We start from the raw sequence: 22328 nt of genomic DNA on the forward strand, positions 1-22328 counted from the left end.
TTCTGGCCTTGCATTCCATTTTTTGATGCCTGCGCCTGATGAACTTGAGAAAAATATTACACACGACGATGCCCATACGATGACTATCGCATTCATTTCCGACTTGCATTTAGATCCGGTGCGACCAGAGTCAACCCAGTGGTTCAAGGAATTCATGAGTCATTCAATCGACCGGCTAAGTCGACTTTATATTTTAGGTGATCTGTTCGAAGTCTGGATTGGGGATGACGGCCGGGACACCCTGGGCCAGGGCGCCGTAGAAAATATAATCAAGGCAACGGTGCATGCCGGACTGGATATATTTTTTATGCATGGCAATCGGGATTTTCTGGTCGGCAATGATTTCGCAAAACGCACCGGCTGCAAAATACTCCCGGACCCCACGCTGATTACGCTGGACTCAAAACAAGTGTTGCTGACCCACGGCGACGCCTTGTGCACTGACGATATCGAACACCAAACCGCGCGCCAGGAAATGCTGACTGCCAAATGGAAAATGGCGTTTCTGAATAAACCCGTCAACCAAAGAATGGATACCGCCCGGTCAATGCGGACACAAAGCGAGACTTCCAAAAAAACCAAGAGCATGGCGATGATGGATGTTAATCAGCAACAGGTTGAAAAAGTCATGCGTGAACACGGCGTGCTGACCATGATACACGGGCACACCCACAAGCCCGCAGTGCATGAATTTAGCCTGGATGGCGCGCCGGCAAAACGCTACGTGCTTGGCGATTGGTACACGCAAAAGAGCGTGCTGTATTACGACCATGGCGGTTTTGCGCTGCGCGGATAAGCATGGCGGCAATCGCTAATCATACCATCCTGACGTTGGTTTTCAGCGATGCCTGAGTTCAAGCAGGTACATCACCATGGCGTGTTCTTCGGCGCCAAATTTAAAATGATAGGCGTCCGACAACTTCTCGACCGCCTGTATTTGGTCAAGGTTGTCCCGAAATACCGCGTTAAACTGGTATAAATTAAAATCAACAATGCGGTATTGAAATCCATATTTCTGTAACAGATTTTCTGTGCGTTGCGCGCCCAACATCGAAACTTGCATCAAATAGGCGGCCCCCTCTTTGGCAAGATAGTTATCCAGATTCTTTATAAAATGATCCAGCAGATTCCTGCCCCAGTAATCTATATCTCGGTGACCGCTAACCTGGCCTCTAGGGTTGGTCGGCATCTGGTAAAGGCTGGCCACAATCACGTCAAATTTGTTGTCCGGCATAAACGAGTACAAATCAGCGGCGACCCCGGTCATCTTGTCCGCAACGCCGTTGCGAAATGCATTGGTTAAGGTGTTCTCAACCGCTGCCGGCTGAATATCCACCGCGGTCACGCCAGCGGCCCCGTTCAATGCCAATTGAATGGCCAGGATACCGACGCCGCAGCCGACATCCAGGCAGGATTTGGATTCTCCAATGCCGCTGTTAAACAGGTATTTCCAGATCAAATAACTGCCTTGAGTGGGCACGAACACGCCCGGATCGACGGTAATTTCGGGGAATGGCAACGGAAATAACTGGCGACCTTTCTGGTCGGTCCAATTTTTTACTGCGCCTAAGGCCGCATTCTGGCGCACTTCAGATAACCGACCGGTAGCAGACAATTTGCGCACGGCTTTTTTTGCCGGGCGGCCTCTCGATATACCGCTTAATTTTTCAGCAACCAGTTTGATTTCGGCTGGACCAACCCCGCAGCACCCGCCAATCAACTGCGCCCCTTCCGCTCGCCACCCAAGCGCAAGGTCGGCAAACTTCTCGGCATTCATTTGACCATCGAACTGCCATCCGGCCTCGGCATAGCGGCCGACATTGGGATACACCCCAAGCGGCAAACTTGTGAAATCCCGCAGCCACGATAACGTGCCTTCGACTCTGTTGACCGGCAAGCAGTTGATCATCAATGCCTCAACACCCATGCGTTCCAGCGACTGGGCAAGCCGACCGAATCGATCGCCTTCCGGCCCGCCCCAAAGCTGTCCATGAATGCCGCACACCCCTTTGCGGCAGCGGCGAAATGAAACCCAGACCGGCCACCCGCTTTCAATGAGCATTTCAATGGTTGCAAACGTAAGATTGTCCTCGATCAGCGAAAGCGTCTCGAACAAGACCAGGTCCGGCGGGGTGTCCTCGAATATTTTCAACAACAGTTCAACGGTGGCCTGTTGATCGCGCGTTTCTATTTCCCCGCCGATGCTGAAGGCGACGGCCGCGGTGGCATGCCGGTGACTAGTCGCAATCGCTTTTCTGGGGAATTCAATGGCATCCCGGGCCAGGTCCATCCAGTGAATCGGTCGAGCCACGTGGATATCATAGTCCGCGGTGTAGGAAGGCGCATCCAGAATAGAGTAGGTATTGGTGGTCAGAATTTCAGCGCCCGATTGCAGATACCTTTGGTGGACATCCAGCACCGATTCAGGCGAAATATGCAAGGCATCGAACCCCCAATGGGTCTCATCGCTCAATCTAATCTGACCGACCCCGGATCGCTGTAATTCGGTTGCGATAGCACCATCCAGAATAACGCATTGATCATTCTCGATTTGATTCAGGATATAAGCGTAACCAGAACTGTGTTTCATATCGTTATGTCCGCAGGTTGAATTTGTGTAAGCGCACACCCGTTAATTCTGTGCGCCTCAGGGGCAAAGTTTTAAGCGCGTTTTTCCTGTATATCGGTTATTTCTGAAAGATCCAGTTCGTTCTTCTCCTGATCCTGATTCTGATCCTGATCTTTCGCTGTATCATTACGCTTGCGGTCCACCATGCACAGGTATTCCGGGGTAACATCTCCAGTAATATATTTGCCATCAAAACAGGAGGTATCAAACTGTTTGATATTTGGATTACATTGAGCGACCGCCGTGATTAAGTCATCGAGTTTCTGGTAGATCAATTTATCCGCGCCAATCTCAGCGCAAATCTGCTCATGGGTTCTATTATTTGCAATCAATTCCATCGTCGATGGCATATCGATTCCGTAAACATTGGGGTAACGCACCGGCGGCGCCGCGGAGGCAAAATACACTTTTTTCGCCCCGGCTTCCCGCGCCAGCTCAATAATTTTTTGCGAGGTGGTGCCGCGCACGATGGAATCATCGACCAGCAAAACCGTTTTGCCGGTGAATTCTGAGGCGATCGCATTCAGTTTTTGCCGCACTGATTTTTTTCGCATCGCCTGACCCGGCATGATGAATGTTCTGCCGATATAACGATTTTTGATGAAGCCTTCGCGATAGGGAAGTTTCAGCACTTTTCCCATTTCCAGCGCAGCCGTTCTGCTGGTATCCGGAACCGGAATAACGACATCAATATCGCGCTGCGGCCATTCCTGTTTTATTCGATGCCCCAAACGCTCTCCCATATAAATTCGCGTTTGGTAAACCGGAATATCGTCGAGTATGGAATCGGGTCTGGCCAGATACACATACTCGAAAATACAGGGCGCCTGGTTGGTCCGGCTCGCACAAATTGAATGATGAACCTTTCCTTCAATATCGATCAGCATAACTTCACCGGGTCGTATATCCCGCGCTCGCTGATAACCCAAAACATCCAGCGCCACACTTTCCGAGGCAACCATATACGAGGTCCCGGCATCGGATTTTTTAGCGCCATAAACCAGCGGGCGGATGCCGCAGGGGTCTCTAAACGCGACAATCCCGACCCCCACTATCATCGCCACCACCGCATAAGCCCCCTGGCAACGGCGTATCACGCCGCCCACTGCGGCAAAAATATCTTGCGGCGCGGCCGGCAGACTTGATTCGCCAACCGCCGCTTGAAGTTCGTGGGCAAAAACATTCAGCAGGATTTCAGAATCCGACGAGGTGTTAAGCTGTCTTAAATCCTGCTTGAACAAGTCATGCCTGAGTTCATCCGCATTGGTTAAATTCCCGTTATGCGCCAGCGCGATTCCAAATGGCGAGTTCACATAAAACGGCTGGGCTTCGGCGCGCGAGTCGTTGCCCGCGGTGGGATAACGCACATGCCCCACTCCCATGGTTCCTTGCAACTGCACCATATGGCGGGTATGAAAAACATCCCGCACCAAGCCATTGTCCTTGCGCAAATAAACCCGGTTGCCGTCGCTGGTCATGATGCCTGCCGAATCCTGGCCACGATGCTGCAGCACGGTCAGGCTGTCATACAGCGCCTGGTTCGCGCGCTCGTTGCCGAGAAGGCCTACCAATCCGCACATAAATTCACGTCAACCAGGGACCTTGTTCAAGCAATCTTTGGGGTCACAAATTCAGCGATATCCGCAGGCAGCAGCGAGCGAATAAAGTCCGTGACCGGGTTGAAATAGCCGGCCAACAGCGAATCGTGCCACCATGGCTGAGACATCAAGTCCATGAAGGTAGCGCCCAATATCAGCGTCGCCACGATAATAATGCCGCGCATCAGGCCAAACAGCGCGCCGAGCGAGCGATCCACGCCGGAAATCCCGGTGATGGAAAGTATTCTGTGGATTAAATGACTGAGCATGGAAATTAAAATCAGCGCCACCACAAATATTGCGGCGAAGGCGGCGACCGTTCTTAACGGTGGCTGATCAATATAGGATTGCAGATAAATTGCGCCTGCGGTTGCATAAGTGTAAGCGATCCATAAGGCGACAATCCACGAGAACAACGACAATGCTTCGCGGATAAATCCTCTGAATAATCCAATAATCAATGAAATCGAAACGATGGCGACGATGGCAATATCAACAACATTCATTAAATTGATACATTCAGGTTGTCAGGCAGGTTGTCATGAAATATCTCGCTGAAACCGCAACCAGGAATTTTCTGTTTGGTTAAAAACAGGTGTCGACAGTGAATGCTATCAATCAATTTCAACCATGCCTTAAAATTTATCACTGACTTTATCACCTGGAAGTTACCGCTTATGCTTCATGCTTATGATTGACGCTTATGATTGACGCTTATGATTGATTTGAGGAATGGCATTTGTCAGGACGAGTGTTCGGTCACATAACCTTTTTCGCCGATGATGGCTTTGAGGCGCAGGCTGACTTTTTCGGCGGCCGCCCTTCTTGTATAAGGCCCGAGCCATATTCGTGTGGCCATCCCCAAGGTGGTTTGCACCTGAGTATGTCGGGCCTGGAATCCATGATTACTGAGCAACGCAGAGACCGAATCCACATTTTCTGCATCGGCATAAGTGCCGACACGCACGCTCCATCCGTCCTGGGACATGTCGTCGGCGGAAATGTCCTGCGCCGACGGGACGGGCGGTTGCGGTGAAGCGATGGTTTTAGGCGCGGTCAACCCGAAAGCGGAATCCGAATTTGACTTTTTATCGGCGGTGAGCACCAGGCGTCCGGCGGTGGCCGATGCAGCGTTAATGGACACCTCGGTTTTTTGCAGTTTGGCTTGCTCCAGGTTCACTGTGTCAAGATTCAGCGGTTGTAGTGTGGTTTGCAAAGTCTGGGAGTCGTCATCATGATGATTGAGTTTCGCGTTGCCCTGGCTTTCCGGCTCTTTCAACAAAACAGAAATCACGATCACCGCCAACGCAACGATAATGACCGCGCCGGTTAAGCGGTGTTTCATTTTATACTGCGGCTGAATTTTTGTATTCGATCTAAACATGGTCATGGGCGACGGGCAACCGATCGTTTATCGCGCTAAAGCAGTTAATCCAGGTTTTTTGTCTTTCCAGACACAGGCTGTGGATTAGTCTCATGATTAAGCCATGTCCCATTTGAACGGGTATCGGCGCATTTAATTGGTTTGCTCAAGGTGGTTGATTATATCACCGACTGTATAAAATGACCCAAAGATTACCACTCTATCCTCGGCCTTCGCTTGCTCCATTGCGGCTAAATACGCATCGACAGGATTGCGCCTGACTACCCACTTTGGGTGTTTGGTCGGGTGTTTGGCCGGGCGTTTGACAAGTTGCTTGAACTGATCGGCTAACTGCTCGCCGGTTTGCCCTCTTGCGCCGCTCAAGGACGCTAAAAACCAATAATCCACCTGCGCCATCATTGGCTTGATAATTTGATCGAGGGCTTTGTCAGCCAACACGCCAATGACGGCATAGGTTTTTCCAGCGCACTCCCGGCCGTCGAGAAATCGGGCAAGTTCGATGGCGGAATCCCGATTATGCGCAACATCAACGATGACTTCCGGGCAATGATTGGATCGGTCAGCCATCACCTGACACCGGGCGGTTAGCCTGGCTCGGCTCAGGCCTTGGGTCAGATCTGCGACGGTTACCCCGGTTTTGCCGCTGGTCAACGCCAACGCAGCCACCACTCCGCCGAGGTTGGCAATTTGATGATTGCCGTTAAACGGAGCGACTAACGAACGGATGCAACGCCAATCTTGCGGAATTTCAGCATGACTGCTTTTCCACCGCAGCCGGCCGCCGTTTTCTGTCTCAGTGGCGATTTGTTCAATCGAATAGTCGCGCTCGGCCGCGATCACCGTGGCATTTTGCTGCTCCGATATGGCCAACACACTGTCTGGAATATTCGGGTCGGAACAAACAACAATGCCCTCGCGCTTGATGACGCCCGCTTTTTCCGCCGCGATGGATTCCCGATCCGAACCTAGCCATTGCTCATGATCAACGCCGATGGAAGTCATCAAGACCAGATCGTTATCCACCATATTAACCGCATCGAGGCGCCCGCCCATGCCCACTTCCAGTATCGTAATATCGACCTTATGCTGTTGAAAAACCAGCAGCGCCGCCAACGTCCCGAACTCAAAATAGGTCAGCGGGATGCCAGCCCTGGCTTGTTCAATCCGAGCAAAGGTTTGGCATAACTCTTCATCGGTCGCTTCTGCGCCATCGATTTTTATGCGTTCATTGAAGCGCACCAGATGAGGAGAGGTATAGCTTCCGGTGCGCTTGCCAGATTGTTGGAACACGCCATCCAGCATGCTCACACAAGAGCCTTTGCCATTTGTCCCGGCCACGACCAGCGTGAAATTCGCGCACTCGCCCTCGAGATTATTCCAAACCCGAGAAATACGATCCAGCGTAAGGTCTATGCTACGCCAGTGTTGATTCTGGATATGTTCCAGCCATTTTTTCAGGTCGAAATACATGTCGGAATACATGTCGAAATCCGGATCTAAATCCGGGTATGCGGTGTTCAATTAATATTTCCCATTGTCCACTAACCCACATGACCATACACATGACCATACACATAACTTGGCCACGCAAAGGGTTACTTATCTGAGGCCGGCAGCAACTCGCCTTCCACCACATTCCGATCATTCCCGGCCCGATCATTCCCGGCTCGGTCATTCCCATACGGTGGCTCGGAATTTGAGTGAGCCCGGGTACTGAACCCAAGTTTTTCGAGCAGCAAGTAAATTTCCTGTTTCATTTTTGATCGATCAACAATCATGTCAATGGCGCCATATTCAAGCAAGAACTCCGAGCGCTGAAACCCATCGGGCAAGGTTTCTCGAACGGTTTGTTCAATCACCCGGGGGCCGGCAAACCCCACTAACGCCTTGGGCTCGGCAATAATAATATCGCCCAACATCGCCAGACTGGCTGACACGCCACCCATTGTGGGATCGGTCAGGACTGAAATATAGGGAATGCCCTGTTGCCGAAGTTTGGAAATCGCGGCCGCGGTTTTTGACATTTGCATTAAGGAAAAAAGCGCTTCCTGCATTCTCGCCCCGCCGCTGGCGGTGAAACTAATCAGCGGTTGATGATTTTCGAGACTATGGTTGGCCGTCTGAACAAATCGCTCACCGACCACAGAGCCCATGGAGCCGCCCATAAACTTGAATTCAAAGGCCACGGCACAAACGCTTAATCCGTTAATCCGTCCAGTCGCCGCCAGCAGCGCTTCGGACAATTTACTGGCCTTGCGCGCTTCCTGCAATCGATCTTTATACCTCTTTTTATCCTTGAACTTAAAAATATCGACCGGCATGACATTTTCGGCTAACCACTGGATTGAACCCTGATCGAAAAACGATTCCAGCCGCTCTTGCGCGCCCATGCGCATATGGTGGTTGCATTTCGGACAAACCTGCAGGCTGTGTTTAAGCTCCACGCCATACAGCACTGCCTGGCAGGCAGTGCATTTGTTCCACAACCCTTCAGGGACACCCTTGCGCCCTATTTTGCGGACGGTTTTTATTTTTGGCGGCAGTATTTTATCAAACCAATTCATATCGTTGTGTCTTGTTATTAATGTTATTTATGGTATCTATTGACTTTGGCGATTGACATTTTGACAAAATGCACGCATTTTTGCTGGCGCTTTCACGCCCTCAGTTTCCACTCCGCTGCTGACATCGACGCCATAGGGAGAGGCCGCGGCAATGGCGGCCTGAACATTGTCGGTGCTCAAGCCGCCAGCAAGAATGATCGGTTTTTGGCCGCCATACTGCGCCCGACCCCAGGCAAATGATTTTCCGGTGCCGCCGTAGCGATCGGATATATGGCTATCGAGCAGCAATCCTGCGGCATCTTGATATTGTTTTTCCAGCGCCAGTAAATCCGTGGATTCGGCTACGCGTATGGCTTTGATATAGGGTATCCCAAAACTTGCGCAATAAGCCGGAGTCTCATCGCCATGAAATTGCAGATAGTCCAAATGCACCGCGCTTAAAATACGGTCCATTACCTGTTTTTCGGGATTAACGAATACCCCGACCTGGGCCACAAACGGCAGTGCTGTTCGATTAATTTCAATGGCTTGATCAAGGGTTAAATAACGACTGCTGCTGGGATAAAACACCAACCCAATCGCATCCGCGCCGGCATCAACCGCATAGCGGGCAATTTCCGGGCTGGTGATTCCGCAAATTTTTATTCGGGTTCGCAACGATTTTATTCCGGGTGGCTTTCAAGTCATTCTACCAAAATCGACATGCCTCGGGCGGATTCGGCAAGCCGAATTTCGCATCGTAATCCACCGACACAAAGTACAAGCCATCGGCCACCGCGGTTACCCCGCCTATTTTGCGGTCGCGGCTTTCCAATATTTGTTGCGCCCAGTGCACCGATTCCAGACGCTCGCCAATGCGCATCAGCACGCCGACAATATTTCGCACCATGTGCTGCAAAAATCCGTCCGCAGTAATATCCATCCAAATCCAGGGACCTGACTGCTCCAGGGTAAGTTGGCATACCTCTTTTACCGGATCTTTGCTTTGGCAACCGGCGGCGCGGTAGGCGCTAAAATCGTGTCGCCCAACCAAGTCCTTGGCCGCGCGTTGCATCAGGAATAGATCCAGCGCGGTATAATGCCAGGCGACCAGACCGTGCAGATAGCTTGGACTGACTGGTCTATTCAATATCACATAGCGGTAGCGCCGCTGTCTCGCGCCAAATCGGGCATGAAAATCGTTGCCCACCGGGCGCGTCCAAACCAACGAAATATCGTCCGGGAGATGAGTATTAACGCCGCGCAACCATTCATTTTGAGTGCGCTCGCGCTGAGTATCGAAGTGAATAATCTGCCCGATGCCATGTACCCCGGTATCGGTGCGCCCTGCGCTCAGCACCGTGATCGGTTCATCGGCGACCTTGCTGATGGCGTTTTCGACTGCCTGTTGTACGGATGGAGAATGTGCCTGCCGCTGCCAGCCGCAATAGTTGCGACCGCAATATTCTACGCATGCCGCCAGCCGAATCATTGAAAATAAGGGTCGAGCGCCTTGCTGATAGTCTAACTAACGCGCCGAACGGCGATCGGAAAAAGCCTGATTGAGCGTGCCGGCATCCATATACTCCAATTCTCCGCCTATCGGCATGCCGCGGGCGAGTTGCGTTATCCGCGCTGATTTTCCTTGCAGCAAGTCCAGTAAAAAATCCCCTGTGGCCTGGCCTTCCAGAGTTAAATTGGTCGCTAGAATAACTTCTTCAATGGTGTTGTCGGCAATCAGTTTTAATAACCGAGTGATGCCCAATTGATCCGGGCCAATGTCATCCAGCGGCGATAAATGTCCCATCAACACAAAGTACATGCCGCGATAAATTCTGGCTTGCTCAATGGCCTCCAGGTCGGCCGGCGTTTCAACCACGCACAGTATTTTGGCATCGCGCTTCAAAGAACAACATATTTCACAAAGCGCCGATTCGCTAAAATTATTGCACTGATGGCAGTGGTTGACCCGAGATAACGCTTGTCGGATTGCTTCTTCAATTTGGCGCGCGCCTTCGCGGTCTCTTTCCAGCAAATGAAAAGCCATTCGTTGAGCGGACTTCGGGCCAACGCTGGGCAGACGCTGAAGCGCTTGTTTTAAGTCCTCTATGGAACGCGGGTCTGCCATTAAAAGGGTGGCGTCAGGCCGGGAATATTCAGTCCTGAAGTCAGCCCGCCCATTTTGTCCTGGGTCGCTTTCTCAACCTTCCTGACCGCGTCGTTAAATGCGGCGGCAATCAAATCTTCGAGCACTTCTTGGTCCTCGCCCATGAGTTTAGGATCAATGGCGGAATTGATGGCAACCTTCTTTACATCGTGGCGACAGCTCATCGTGATCTCGACCAGCCCGGCCCCGGATTGGCCGGTCACTTCCATGCCGGCAAGTTCCTCCTGCGCTTTTTGCATATTTTCCTGCATCGCCTGAGCCTGCTTCATGATATTGCCGAGTCCGTTTTTCATGGCGCCACCTGATTAATCGTGCTTGCGTTATTCATCTTATGCTTCACTCGTTATGCCCCATTCGTTATGCTTGATGCTAACCCGGCTTTATCGATTGGTTAACAATTTCCGCATCAAACAGGTCCACCAGTTCCTGGACATTGGCATCGTGGATAAATGCCTGGCGTGCGGCAGATGCTTTTTCTTTTTGTTGCCGGGTTAATTGTTGAGTCGGGGTCTCGATCTCATGGTCAGCATCACTGAGATCGTCAATTTCGACGTTAAACTGTATATCCAGCGACAAATTATCTTTGCAATGCTGTTCAATTTTCTGCAGCCGACCGTTGTTAAACAGGCGACTGCTTGCGGAATCCAGAGTCAGGTTGACGATTTTGCCGTCCACCGACTTTGGCACCATATTCATAAGGATTTCCTTTGAAATCCCGCCAAGACCGGAACTATTTATGAAGCTCTGCCAGCCGTCTGCCTGCATGAATTTCTGAATGTCTATTATTGCGGGCGTGGTCGAGGACTTGCCGATTTGTTGTCGAGGCGCTGCGCCACAGTCAGCTTTCGCGGCTTCCGCATTGTTTGAGATTATCGGCTGCGCCTTATTCGCTTGCTCAGGTTTTTCTTGCACATGACTTTCTTGCTCAGGTTTTTCTTGTTTAGGCGAGGTAATCTTTTCAGTGGGCGACACCTTTGGTCGCGCTGTTGAGGCATCGTTAGCGCCATCGCGCCGCCGCGGCTGGAATGCCAACATCCGAATTAACGCCATTTCAAACCCCGATCTCGGATCCGGGGCAAAATCAAAATCGCGCTTGCCCATTATCGCGATTTGATAGAGCAGTTGCAGGGTTTCCGCGTCAACGCTTTCGGCAAGGCCGCCAAGGTCAGCGCTATCAATGCCCTTCCATTCTACCGCTTGTGGGCTTACCTGAAACAACGAAACATTATGGATCAAGGTTAATAATTCATCCACAGCCGACCCATAATCCACAGAGCGTTCGGCCATTTGAGATATGGTTTCCAATACCCCGTCCGCTTGATTTCGGATAATTTGCGTCAACAGTTGAACAGTAAACTGATCATCCACCATTCCGAGCATTGCTCTCACTTGCTCAGAGCCTATCTCGCCATTGCTGAATGCAATCGCTTGATCGAGCAAACTCAACGCATCGCGCACACTGCCATTCGCAGAGCGCGCCAATACCATCAATGCGGATGATTGGTATTTGATTTTTTCCGCATCCAGAATTTTTTCCAACTGAGCGGACAAGCGACCGAGGTCCACCGATTTAAGATTGAACTGAATGCAACGGGACAAAATAGTGGTCGGCAGTTTTTGCGGATTGGTAGTCGCCAGCAAAAACTTGACATGCTCAGGCGGCTCTTCCAACGTCTTCAACAGCGCATTGAAACTATGAATTGACAGCATATGCACTTCGTCGATCAGGTAAATTTTGTAACGCCCCTGAGTCGGCGTATATTGAACATTATCAAGCAGCTCGCGGGTGTCGTCGACCTTGGTCCGGGATGCGGCATCCACCTCGATTAAATCGACGAAATTTCCTTGGTCAACCCCGTTGCAAGCCACGCATTGGCCACAAGGATCCGCGCTTACGCCGGTAGCGCAGTTCAATGCCTTGGCAAAGATTCTGGCAAGGGTGGTTTTTCCTACGCCACGGGTGCCGGCAAATAAAAACGCATGATGAACCCGTTGATTATTTAAGGCATTGCTGAGCGCGGAAACCACATGCGCTTGCCCGATCACTTCGGAAAATATTTTTGGGCGCCATTTTCGGGCAAGGGCTAGGTAACTCATTATTTTTTTATCCGCAGATGTCGCAGATTTTCACAAATTGAATGCTATTATTTTTTTATCCGCAGATGTCACAGATTTTCACAAATTGAATGCTATTACTTTTTTATTTGCGTTATCTGCGACATCTGCGGATGCCTTGAGGTGGCGGATCCGGCGTACCTTACCCTGACACCCGAAATTGTTGCTGCGGCTGCTTCCTTCCGGACCTGACCGGGTTGACAACGCATCGTCGCCAAGGAGACACGCTTTCACCGCCATAGATGAAACAACACCTCACGCGCCTGATTGATTAAAATCAGGACGCATCCTATTGTATTCAATTTACGGATACTCTGGAACAGTTAATCGACATTAAATCGTCAAATCATTCAATAGCGATGAAATTCACCGCCCCATTTTCTGATTCATCTCCGAAACGTCGTGCGATTCGCGAGCGCTACCATGCCGATGAAACAGAATGTGTCGATCAATTATTGGATTCGATAAAGGTCAGCGAAAACCAGCAAAAAAGCATCGCACAAGAGGCAATCAAGTTAGTCCGGAAAATCCGGGAGCAAAATGAAAGCCACGGCGGATTGGACGCCTTTCTGCAAGAATTCAAATTGTCCAGCGAGGAAGGGGTTGCCTTGATGTGTTTAGCGGAGGCGCTGTTGCGGGTGCCCGATGCGGAAACCGTTGATCGGTTGATTCGGGATAAATTATCGGAGCGCAACTGGGCCGCGCATCTGGGCGGCAGCGAATCATTTTTCGTCAATGCGTCAACCTGGGGACTCATGCTTACCGGCAAAGTCATGGCTTTGGACAAAGCGGTTGTGGAGGATGCCGGGGATTATCTGGGCAAATTGGTCGCGCGCAGCGGCGAACCGGTGATTAGAGCGGCGGTAAAGCAAGCCATGAAAATCATGGGCAAGCAGTTTGTGCTGGCCGAGACTATCCAACTCGGATTAAAAACTGCCGAATCTAAAGAAAAGCAAGGCTATCGCTATTCTTATGACATGCTGGGCGAAGCGGCGCGCACCGACCACGATGCGCGGCGCTATTTGCGCGCCTACCAAACCGCCATCGATGCTATTGCGCATAAAAATACACGCGAAAATACGCGCGAAAATACACGCAAAAATATCCATAGCGACCCTTATTCCAGCGCCGGTATTTCGGTGAAGTTATCGGCATTGCATCCGCGTTATGAGTATGCTCAGGCGGCACGGATTATCGATGAGCTATTGCCGCGGTTAAAACAACTCTGCATCCAGGCAAAATCATTCAATATCGGGCTGACCATCGATGCCGAGGAATCTGAGCGGTTGGAGCCGTCATTGAGCCTGTTGCAGATGCTGTGCAATGACCCCGACCTCGATGATTGGAACGGTCTGGGGTTTGTGGTTCAGGCCTATCAAAAACGCGCGCCGGCGGTCATCGATTGGATCGAGGAATTGGCGGTTAAGGCCCAGCGAAAAATGATGATCCGACTGGTGAAAGGCGCTTATTGGGATACGGAAATCAAACAAGCGCAGGTCGAAGGTTACCAAGGCTATCCGGTCTATACCCGAAAAATCACGACAGACGTTGCTTATCTGGTTTGTGCGCGCAAATTGATTGAAAATCCCGATGCGTTTTATCCGTTATTCGCGACCCACAACGCGCTGACCGTGGCTTCGATATTAAACTTGGTTGGCGCTCGCCGAGATTTTGAATTTCAATGCCTGCATGGCATGGGCGAAATTCTGTACCACCATGTGATTAAGCAATATGGTGTCAATTGTCGCATTTACGCGCCGATCGGGGCGCATAAAGACTTGCTGGCCTATCTGGTAAGGCGGCTATTGGAAAATGGCGCGAACAGCTCTTTTGTCAATCGTCTGGTTGACCGGCATTTACCGATTGCACATATCGTCGCCGACCCGATCGCAACCCTGGCTGCGCTGGACGCTAAGCCTCATCCGAACATTCCGTTACCCAAAAATATCTATGGCGCACGGCTAAATTCGATGGGATTGAATCTGGACAATGCGCTTGAACTGGAACTATTTTTCATCAGCGCGATGAAAAATCATGCCCGACAATTACATGCCAAGCCTCTGATTGGCGGTTCCAACAAGAAAAATAGCACCAACACTGAACAGCAAGTTGCCGCTATTTCACCAGCAACGGGAAAGGCCATCGGCATGATTGCCAACGCGACCGCGGACGATGTCAATATCGCGGTGGAAAATGCCAGGCAGCGCGCCGAGGACTGGGACAACATTGGCGGCAAGCGCCGTGCAAAATTACTCCTGGATGTGGCTGATGGTTACGAAAATAATCGCGACTCATTAATGTCGCTATGTATCATGGAGGCCGGCAAAACGTTGCAGGACGCGATTGCGGAGATTCGCGAAGCGGTGGATTTTCTGCGTTATTATGCGCAGCAATGTGAATCCGAGTTTGAGCAGCCACAGACACTGACCGGGCCCACCGGCGAGCTCAACCAATGGTCGTTGCATGGTCGTGGCGTGTTCGTTTGTATTAGCCCATGGAACTTTCCCCTGGCGATATTCACCGGTCAGATTAGCGCGGCCCTGGCTGCGGGTAATAGCGTCATCGCCAAACCGGCCGAACAGACCCCGATTATCGCCTACCGCGCAGTGCAGTTGATGCATGATTGCGGCATTCCCGAAGATGTCCTGCAACTCCTTCCCGGCGACGGCGCAAAGGTGGGCTCGGCACTGGTTAATCATCCTCAAATTGACGGGGTTGCCTTTACCGGTTCCTCCGAAACCGCAAAATTGATACAACAAGATCTGGCAAGCAAACGAGGGGCGATGGTGCCGTTAATCGCCGAAACCGGCGGCATCAATGCCATGATTGTGGATTCCACAGCACTGCCCGAGCAAGTGATTACCGATGTGATTCAATCTGCCTTTCAAAGCGCCGGACAACGCTGCTCAGCACTGCGTGTTTTGTATTTACAGGAAGATATCGCCGAGCAAATGATTGAAATGTTGATCGGTGCAATGGCCGAGCTGAAAGTGGGTGATCCTGCTGAAATCAGCACCGATATTGGCCCCATCATTGATCAACAAGCGCGCAAGTCGCTAATGAATCATATCGCGACCCATGAAAAACAAGGCGACCGGGTTATTCGAGGCGCGCCGGTTCAAGATGGCGCAGGCTATTATTTAAGCCCTGCTCTGATTGAAATTGAGGGTATTGGACAACTGCAAAAGGAAGTATTTGGCCCAATACTCCATGTCTGCCGATTCGCCGCGTCCGAAATTGATGGCGTGGTCGATGACATCAATAACGTCGGTTATGGATTGACTTTCGGAATACACAGCCGCATTAAATCCACGGTAAAAAGAATTGTCAGTCGTATCAAGGTGGGCAATGTTTACGTCAATAGAAACACGATTGGCGCGGTGGTTGGCGTCCAGCCTTTCGGCGGCGAAGGGCTGTCTGGAACCGGCCCAAAAGCCGGCGGCCCGCATTACCTGCACCGCTTTGCGGTGGAGCGATCGGTCAGCACCGACACCACCGCCACCGGGGGAAACACCACGTTATTGTCGCTGGAGTCGTCGTGAATGTGGCGAGTGGCGTGTTAGTTGTGGCGTGTTAGTTGTGTCGCGTTATCACCGCGCCTACCATCCCATCCCATCTCGACCTGTGGCGATTGCAAGTATTAGGTTCTGTAGTCTGTAATTAATGAACTGTTAGAATTTCTCCCATCGCAGTGTCGGTTGATAGGACACTCTTCGCAACGTGGGTTTTCGTGATTGAAACAATAGTTTCTACCGATTTTAATAAGTCCATCATCAAAGGCTGACACGGTAAGGTTTTTATCTCCATTTTGACTAAGGAGTGCATGTTGAAATCTTTGAATTTCTATCTTTCTGGGTTCTCGTTTATGTGTTTTTAAGTGCTTAGTACAAATGTCTTTGTATATTTTAATTAAATCCGAAGGCACATTTTTACTTACAGCCATGCCCCTCATATTAGTTACACGAATATAGTGTTTTCCACCTTTGCCCTTATTTTTTTGTACAACTTCTTTTTTTATGTATTCTTCTTCATTTGCAAGACCGAATAAGTAACCAGTTCTCCATAAAACTCGACCAGCATTTGAGTCAAAAGGCACTTCATAAGAAAATTCACCCCAACCGAGTTCATCTTGTTTTCTTGCAAGGCGAAAAGTAGAAACCATCCACTTGGTAAATAAATGGCACGCTTTGTCACCTATTGCTTTGCCCAACCCAAATTTTTCATTATCTTTTAAACCATTGCTCATTTTTTCTGCAGACGAATAAGTTTCCAAATAGTCTAAAAGAGATGTAGATCGTCCACATTCATTCTTCTTGTCTAGCAAATAGGGTAATGCCAATGGAACACCCCATCGGAAAACAGCATAATTCAATGTTTGCTTACTGCCATCCATATACAGATTGTATTTCTGCGGAGATGACTGGTTGTCCTTTGCCCACTTCGCAGATCTGACAGACTTTACTTCTTCATGGATGCTCCATATTTGATCCACAGAAATATTTATTTCTTTGAAAAAGTCCAAAGGCCTGTGAAATATGCGCACCTCTTTTTTATAGAGATTATTTACAACCTTCACCATCATGTCCCTAACACCTTCTATATCGGGACCTTGGTCAAGTACTGCGTTCAGTAGCAACATTCGCAGTAGCAATTCTCTACGAGTGCAACAGCCGTCCATATCATCCAAACGCGACCGGTCAAGACTTCCATTAGTGGAAAATGATTAAATGTGTCGAGTTTATGAACAGGAGGATCAAGCCTGTTACAAAGCCCTTCTTTAGCGATAGCAACTACAAGTTTTTTTAGGTTGTTCATGATTAGTCGAATAGTGATGTTATTATCATATCAGCATCTTCTTCTGTTGCATTAAGTCTATAGTTTCCAGAATTCAACCTTTCAAGCGCAAACTCGTAATAATCGCGCACAATTTCAAATCCTATGTAATTTCTGTTGTTCATCTTGCTGACTACAGCAACTTGTCCTGAACCCAAAAACGGATCGAAAACCAGATCCCCTTCTTTGCTGGAATAATCAAGAATTTTCTTTATTATTTCTGCAGGCAGTTTTGTCGGGGTTTTCCTGTCACCATGCCAATATTCTCGTTTGATTTCCCACACATCCTCTTTGTCTTTGTAATGCGCCGACCCGCCGTTTGAAGTACGCTCATCTTTGCCAAACCTACAATAAGGTTGGAAATATCTTTTGCGGTCATCCTTGCAAACAAAAAGACAGTGATAATGGGAAGTTACATACTTTCGTTTTGTCGTGACGCCAAATTGATACTTCCAAATTAAGTGATTGACCGTGGTAAGTTTGCATTCATCTATTGCTATCAAAAGATCTTTGAGATGATTCCAGCCAGAAAAGATATACATACTGCCAGAATTTTTAAGAATTCTGGTCGCTTGTAATAACCACTCAGAAGTAAAAAACTGATAATTACTTCCTTCTATTTCTTTGTATCCAGTAAGAACTCGGCTTTGTTTTCTATTGTAGTTGTGCTTTTTCGCCTTGAAGTCAATTGCAAATGGTGGATCTGTAACAATCAAGTCAACACATTCGTCGGGCATTTCATGCATCAAACTTATACAGTTGCCGTGTTTTATTGTATTGATGGGCTGAAAGTGTTTATTCATTGTCTTCGTCTGTTTTGTTATTTTGCATTATCCCTAACAATCCAGCGTATGCTCGCGCTCCCACTGGCTGATCGACTTGGCGAAATCATCCCATTCATTCATTTTCAATTTGCAATAGGCATCGATTAACGGTGCGCCGAGTTGTTCTTTTAACGCCTTGCCATTTTGCGTCAGGCGAATCGCATCGAGAAGATTCAACGGCAGTTTTTTCAACCCTTTGACGGTGTGACCGTCGGTATACATGTTGATATCCAGGCGTTTGCCGGGGTCGCGTTTGTGTTTGATGCCGTCCAGTCCGGCGGCGAGGATACCGGCCTGCATCAGATACGGATTGGCCGCGCCGTCCATCAATCTCATTTCAAAACGTCCGGCATCAGGAATCCGTATCATATGGGTACGATTGTTGCCGCCATAACTGACCGAGTTGGGTGACCAGGTTGCGCCGGAAAGCGTGCGTGGCGCATTGATGCGTTTGTAACTATTCACGGTCGGGTTGAATATCGAGGTGAGTTCCTCGACATTATGCATAATACCGCCGAGAAAATGATACGCTAACTTCGATAACCCCATTTCATCGCGGGAATTATGAAACAGGTTTTTCTTACCGGCTTTATCCCACACCGAGACGTGAGCATGACAACCGTTACCGGTCAGGTTGCTAAACGGTTTCGGCATAAAGGTCGCGCGCAAACCATGATTCTCGGCAATTTGTTTGGTCATGTATTTAAAAAACACATGGCGGTCGGCGGTTTTCAAGCAATCGTCATAATCCCAGTTCATTTCAAACTGGCCATTGGCATCCTCATGGTCATTTTGATACGGCCGCCAACCCAATTCGATCATGCTATCGCAGATTTCGGTAATGATATGGTAACGCCGCATCAAAGCCGATTGGTCATAACAGGGCTTTGACTGCGTGTCGCGTTTATCGGCAATTTTTGTGCCATTTTCGTTAGTCAAAAAGTACTCGCACTCGACCCCGGTTTTCATGTGATAGCCTTTTTTCTCGGCTTTGGCAATTTGCGCCTTCAACGCCACCCGCGGCGACGCTTCAATCGCTTTGCCATCCAGATAAAGATCTCCGGCCAGCCAGCCTACTTCTTTTTTCCACGGTAACTGAATCAAACTATCAGGATCAGGCACTGCAAACATATCTCCGTCGGCCGGACTCATATCCAGCCAAGCCGCAAAACCGGCAAAGCCGGCGCCGTCTTTTTGCATACTGCCAATCGCCCGCGCCGGCACCAGTTTCGCCCGCAACACGCCGAACAAATCGACGAAACTGATCAGAAAATATTTAATTTTCCGCTGTTTTGCGATTGCTGCTAGGTTTTTTGTCATTTGATTGTCTATCGTGACTGTTTTAACTTCGGCATTTTCTTGTCACTGATGTTGAAAAAGCGAACGTGATTGACCGGCTAATTCTGCCTGAAACGCTTGCCCGGTGCGCGGATGCGCAAGCGGTGGAATTTTCGGCTCAACGCCATGAAAATGATCGTCAATGGTGTACATGATTAAGCGGCTGTATTCTTTCGTGCCCACTTGCAACGTTCCCGCTTGAACGATGCATTTTTTCACCGATGGCGTGTCCCATTTTTCCAAAGTAATGAAAACGCCAATCGCCGCTTTGCCACTGGCGATCATGCCGAAAAAAGCGCGTAGGGAATCAATGCTCGGCTTGCCGCCTTTCACTTGCGCGATGCACAAATTCCTTTCTTTTTCCGCGCCAAAAATCAGCGCGCGGCCATCGATGCCGCCATCGCCGCGCTGCACCGCGTTCGGCGCAAAGCCGGGAATGCGCGTCACCGCCCACTTCTCAAAATCAAAGGGGTTTCTTCTGGAAAAATCCATCGCCCCTTTCAAGTCTTTTGGCACGCCCGCCAAGTCGATGCGCAAATCCTTCATGCGCTCGCGCCGCACCACCTCAATGGCGTAGGATGAAATATCAATGCCGATCCAATCACGCTTTAAGGAATGCGCTGCTTCAACAGTGGTGCCGCAACCGCAGAACGGGTCCAGCACCAAATCGCCTTCGTTACTGCTCGCCTTCACAATACGTTTCAGCAGAGCAAGCGGTTTTTGAGTGGGGTAGCCGAGATGTTCTTTCCTATATCGGTAGGTTTGCTGAATATCTTGCCATACCGTCGGCGGAATTTTCCCCGAATCCCTTAACTTTATCGCTGTTCCTGCAAGGACTGTCGACGCTTTAGCGGCATACTTACTTCTGTTTATGCTTGCGTCAGAGTATGGGATAGCAACATCTATATGATTGAAAATAAATTCTTGTGTTTTCACGAATCGAAAAATTGTATCGTGCTTCCGTGGAAAATCTTTAGTCGTGGTTGATGGGCTGGCTGGATAACTCCAAACAATCTCATTGCGAAAATTTTGTTTTCCAAAAACCTCATCCATAATGATTTTCAAGTAATGCGATGCTGTCGGGTCGCAATGCAAATAGATGGTTCCAGTATCTTTCAACAAGCGGAGCATCGCGGCAATGCGTTCCGCCATATACGAAAGATAGGAAAGCATGCCGCTGCCGTCTGGATAGATTTCGCTGAATGCGCGGATGGCGCGATGCGCCGGGTGGGCAATCGCGCTGTTTATCAAATCAACACGCTTTTCCGCATCTCCATCCCATTCCCAAGTATCGGTGAAGGCGGTGAGTTGGGCTAAGTCGTTTTTATCCCCGCCGTTCCTTTGCGTGCCGAAAAGAATGTTGTAGTTCGCTTTGCTGTTGAAGGGCGGGTCCAGGTAAATCAAGTCAACGGAATTATCGTCCCATTTGGCCATCACATCCAAACAATCGCCGTAGTAGAGTGTGTTTTTTTTCATGTGTTTGATCATCCCGCCTTGGCTGCATTTTATGATATTTTAATCGACGCGTATATGCTCAGGCCAGAACCACGCGATCAAAATTTCCCGGTGCCAGCAATCCAATCGGTTCCCGCCAGCGGCACCTTGGCCATCGCTGACGCTTCAATGGTCAAAGCCACCAGATCCTCCGGCTCAAGATTATGCACATTGGTCTTGCCGCATGCCCTGGCCAGAGTCTGGGTTTCCAGCGTCAGGCAGCGTAAGTAATTAGCGACCTGTCGCCCGGCGATTTCGGGGTCCAGTCGAGCACCCAAGTCTGGATTCTGGGTTGATATGCCGACAGGATCCAGGCCGTCCTGATAGTCGTCATAATAACCTGCGCTGGTTGCCAATTCGTTATAGGCGGCTTCGTGTTCAGGAGAATTATCACCCATCGCAATTAATGCCGCGGTGCCAATGGAAACCGCATCGGCTCCGAGTGCAAGGGCTTTGGCGACATCGGCTCCGGAACGGATGCCGCCGGAAACGATGAGTTGCACTTCGCGGTGCACGCCGATGTCTTGCAACGCTTCGACCGCCATCCGCGTTGCCGGCAAGGTGGGGATGCCCACATGCTCGATGAACACTTCTTGCGTCGCCGCGGTGCCGCCTTGCATTCCATCGACCACGACTACATCAGCACCCGCTTTGACCGCAAGTTGCACATCGAAAAAAGTTCGGGTCGCACCCACCTTGATATATATCGGCACCTGCCAATCGGTCAGTTCACGCAGCTCTTCGATCTTGATTTCCAAATCATCCGGGCCGGTCCAGTCGGGATGCCGACACGCACTACGCTGGTCAATCCCTTCGGGCAAGTCGCGCATAGCGGCGACACGTTTGCTGATTTTTTGCCCGAGCAACATACCGCCGCCGCCTGGCTTTGCGCCCTGCCCGACCACGACTTCGATGGCATCGGCTTTACGCAAATCGTCGGGATTCATGCCATAACGCGAGGGCAGATACTGATACACCAGGATTCTGGAATGACCGCGTTCCTCAGCGGTCATGCCGCCGTCACCGGTTGTGGTACTGGTGCCCACTTCGCTGGCACCGCGCCCCAGCGCTTCTTTTGCCTGTGCCGACAGCGCGCCAAAACTCATTCCGGCAATGGTGATTGGGGTCGATATCGTAATCGGCTTTTTCGCATAGCGCGTACCCAGCGTAACCGAGGTATCGCATTTTTCGCGGTAACCTTCGAGCGGATAGCGCGACATGCTGGCACCGAGAAAAAGCAAGTCATCAAAAGTCGGGAGTGCACGCTTCGCGCCAAATCCCCGAATGTGGTAAATGCCCGCGGTGGCGGCGCGCTGAATTTCACGGATGACCGGACGGCTAAAGGTTGCCGATTCGAGCAGCCATGATCTATCAATTTTTTCGCTCATGCTTTATTGCCCATG

Annotated in this window: 18 protein-coding genes and 1 other RNA gene; 2 read left to right on the top strand and 17 right to left on the bottom strand. The window is 50.1% G+C overall.

Annotation, left to right across the window (positions count from 1 at the left end; translation table 11 throughout):
- Positions 1-25: 25 nt before the first annotated feature.
- Entirely contained in the window at positions 26-796 is a 771-nt protein-coding gene (locus ACP158_RS08930) for a UDP-2,3-diacylglucosamine diphosphatase (RefSeq protein WP_424945805.1), read from the top strand.
- A 42-nt stretch (positions 797-838) separates the two neighbouring features.
- On the opposite strand, the gene ACP158_RS08935 is transcribed toward ACP158_RS08930, so the two are convergent.
- The 12 genes from ACP158_RS08935 to ffs form a co-directional block, all read right to left on the bottom strand.
- Positions 839-2590: a homocysteine S-methyltransferase family protein gene (locus ACP158_RS08935; RefSeq protein WP_424945806.1), complete on the bottom strand. Its 1752-nt coding sequence runs from the start codon at positions 2588-2590 to the stop codon at positions 839-841.
- A gap of 71 nt (positions 2591-2661) precedes the next feature.
- Positions 2662-4209 carry an amidophosphoribosyltransferase gene (gene purF, locus ACP158_RS08940; protein ID WP_424945807.1) on the bottom strand — a complete coding sequence of 516 codons (1548 nt, stop codon included), beginning with the start codon at positions 4207-4209 and terminating at the stop codon, positions 2662-2664.
- Positions 4210-4235: 26 nt separating this feature from the next.
- Entirely contained in the window at positions 4236-4733 is a 498-nt protein-coding gene (locus ACP158_RS08945) for a CvpA family protein (protein WP_424945808.1), read from the bottom strand.
- Between the two features lie 236 nt (positions 4734-4969).
- Positions 4970-5572, bottom strand: coding sequence for an SPOR domain-containing protein (locus ACP158_RS08950; protein WP_424945809.1), 603 nt, complete (start codon positions 5570-5572; stop codon positions 4970-4972).
- Between the two features lie 171 nt (positions 5573-5743).
- Positions 5744-7132: a bifunctional folylpolyglutamate synthase/dihydrofolate synthase gene (locus tag ACP158_RS08955; RefSeq protein ID WP_424945810.1), complete on the bottom strand. Its 1389-nt coding sequence runs from the start codon at positions 7130-7132 to the stop codon at positions 5744-5746.
- Positions 7133-7206: 74 nt separating this feature from the next.
- Complete coding sequence (gene accD, locus ACP158_RS08960; RefSeq protein WP_424945811.1) at positions 7207-8175, bottom strand: acetyl-CoA carboxylase, carboxyltransferase subunit beta; 969 nt, start codon at positions 8173-8175, stop codon at positions 7207-7209.
- 36 nt (positions 8176-8211) lie between these two features.
- Positions 8212-8832, bottom strand: a complete 621-nt coding sequence (locus ACP158_RS08965) for a phosphoribosylanthranilate isomerase (RefSeq protein WP_424945812.1) — start codon at positions 8830-8832, stop codon at positions 8212-8214.
- Positions 8833-8863: 31 nt separating this feature from the next.
- A complete protein-coding gene (gene truA / locus ACP158_RS08970; RefSeq protein ID WP_424945813.1) occupies positions 8864-9646 on the bottom strand; it encodes a tRNA pseudouridine(38-40) synthase TruA in 783 nt (260 codons plus the stop codon).
- Positions 9647-9682: 36 nt separating this feature from the next.
- Positions 9683-10282: a recombination mediator RecR gene (gene recR / locus ACP158_RS08975; protein ID WP_424945814.1), complete on the bottom strand. Its 600-nt coding sequence runs from the start codon at positions 10280-10282 to the stop codon at positions 9683-9685.
- The gene (locus ACP158_RS08980) at positions 10282-10614 is read right to left on the bottom strand and encodes a YbaB/EbfC family nucleoid-associated protein (RefSeq protein WP_424945815.1); all 333 of its coding nucleotides are present in this window, start codon (positions 10612-10614) and stop codon (positions 10282-10284) included. The genes recR and ACP158_RS08980 overlap by 1 nt, the downstream gene beginning before the upstream one ends.
- A 76-nt stretch (positions 10615-10690) precedes the next feature.
- Entirely contained in the window at positions 10691-12418 is a 1728-nt protein-coding gene (dnaX, locus tag ACP158_RS08985; RefSeq protein ID WP_424945816.1) for a DNA polymerase III subunit gamma/tau, read from the bottom strand.
- A 150-nt stretch (positions 12419-12568) separates the two neighbouring features.
- An RNA gene (gene ffs / locus ACP158_RS08990) (signal recognition particle sRNA small type) lies at positions 12569-12664 on the bottom strand.
- Positions 12665-12795: 131 nt separating this feature from the next.
- On the opposite strand from ffs, the gene putA reads away from it, so the two are divergent.
- Positions 12796-15978: a bifunctional proline dehydrogenase/L-glutamate gamma-semialdehyde dehydrogenase PutA gene (gene putA / locus ACP158_RS08995; RefSeq protein WP_424945817.1), complete on the top strand. Its 3183-nt coding sequence runs from the start codon at positions 12796-12798 to the stop codon at positions 15976-15978.
- 98 nt (positions 15979-16076) lie between these two features.
- Here putA and ACP158_RS09000 read toward each other — a convergent pair whose 3' ends face one another.
- The 5 genes from ACP158_RS09000 to ACP158_RS09020 form a co-directional block, all read right to left on the bottom strand.
- Positions 16077-17075 carry a hypothetical protein gene (locus tag ACP158_RS09000; protein ID WP_424945818.1) on the bottom strand — a complete coding sequence of 333 codons (999 nt, stop codon included), beginning with the start codon at positions 17073-17075 and terminating at the stop codon, positions 16077-16079.
- Between the two features lie 178 nt (positions 17076-17253).
- Positions 17254-18072, bottom strand: coding sequence for a DNA-methyltransferase (locus tag ACP158_RS09005; protein WP_424945819.1), 819 nt, complete (start codon positions 18070-18072; stop codon positions 17254-17256).
- Between the two features lie 33 nt (positions 18073-18105).
- Positions 18106-19413, bottom strand: a complete 1308-nt coding sequence (glnT, locus tag ACP158_RS09010; protein WP_424945820.1) for a type III glutamate--ammonia ligase — start codon at positions 19411-19413, stop codon at positions 18106-18108.
- Between the two features lie 42 nt (positions 19414-19455).
- Positions 19456-20907, bottom strand: coding sequence for a DNA methyltransferase (locus ACP158_RS09015; protein ID WP_424945821.1), 1452 nt, complete (start codon positions 20905-20907; stop codon positions 19456-19458).
- Positions 20908-20984: 77 nt separating this feature from the next.
- Positions 20985-22313 carry an FMN-binding glutamate synthase family protein gene (locus ACP158_RS09020; RefSeq protein ID WP_424945822.1) on the bottom strand — a complete coding sequence of 443 codons (1329 nt, stop codon included), beginning with the start codon at positions 22311-22313 and terminating at the stop codon, positions 20985-20987.
- Between the last annotated feature and the right edge of the window lie 15 nt (positions 22314-22328).

The organism is Candidatus Spongiihabitans sp., from assembly GCF_965247905.1.
In the GTDB taxonomy this organism is placed as follows: domain Bacteria; phylum Pseudomonadota; class Gammaproteobacteria; order Arenicellales; family Poriferihabitantaceae; genus Spongiihabitans.

Coding starts and splice junctions, on each gene's coding strand:
- ACP158_RS08930 (WP_424945805.1), top strand. CDS start 26: ATGCCTGCGCCTGATGAACTTGAGAAAAATATTACACACGACGATGCC.
- ACP158_RS08935 (WP_424945806.1), bottom strand. CDS start 2,590: ATGAAACACAGTTCTGGTTACGCTTATATCCTGAATCAAATCGAGAAT.
- purF (WP_424945807.1), bottom strand. CDS start 4,209: ATGTGCGGATTGGTAGGCCTTCTCGGCAACGAGCGCGCGAACCAGGCG.
- ACP158_RS08945 (WP_424945808.1), bottom strand. CDS start 4,733: ATGAATGTTGTTGATATTGCCATCGTCGCCATCGTTTCGATTTCATTG.
- ACP158_RS08950 (WP_424945809.1), bottom strand. CDS start 5,572: ATGAAACACCGCTTAACCGGCGCGGTCATTATCGTTGCGTTGGCGGTG.
- accD (WP_424945811.1), bottom strand. CDS start 8,175: ATGAATTGGTTTGATAAAATACTGCCGCCAAAAATAAAAACCGTCCGC.
- truA (WP_424945813.1), bottom strand. CDS start 9,646: ATGATTCGGCTGGCGGCATGCGTAGAATATTGCGGTCGCAACTATTGC.
- recR (WP_424945814.1), bottom strand. CDS start 10,282: ATGGCAGACCCGCGTTCCATAGAGGACTTAAAACAAGCGCTTCAGCGT.
- ACP158_RS08980 (WP_424945815.1), bottom strand. CDS start 10,614: ATGAAAAACGGACTCGGCAATATCATGAAGCAGGCTCAGGCGATGCAG.
- dnaX (WP_424945816.1), bottom strand. CDS start 12,418: ATGAGTTACCTAGCCCTTGCCCGAAAATGGCGCCCAAAAATATTTTCC.
- putA (WP_424945817.1), top strand. CDS start 12,796: ATGAAATTCACCGCCCCATTTTCTGATTCATCTCCGAAACGTCGTGCG.
- ACP158_RS09000 (WP_424945818.1), bottom strand. CDS start 17,075: ATGTTGCTACTGAACGCAGTACTTGACCAAGGTCCCGATATAGAAGGT.
- ACP158_RS09005 (WP_424945819.1), bottom strand. CDS start 18,072: ATGAATAAACACTTTCAGCCCATCAATACAATAAAACACGGCAACTGT.
- glnT (WP_424945820.1), bottom strand. CDS start 19,413: ATGACAAAAAACCTAGCAGCAATCGCAAAACAGCGGAAAATTAAATAT.
- ACP158_RS09015 (WP_424945821.1), bottom strand. CDS start 20,907: ATGAAAAAAAACACACTCTACTACGGCGATTGTTTGGATGTGATGGCC.
- ACP158_RS09020 (WP_424945822.1), bottom strand. CDS start 22,313: ATGAGCGAAAAAATTGATAGATCATGGCTGCTCGAATCGGCAACCTTT.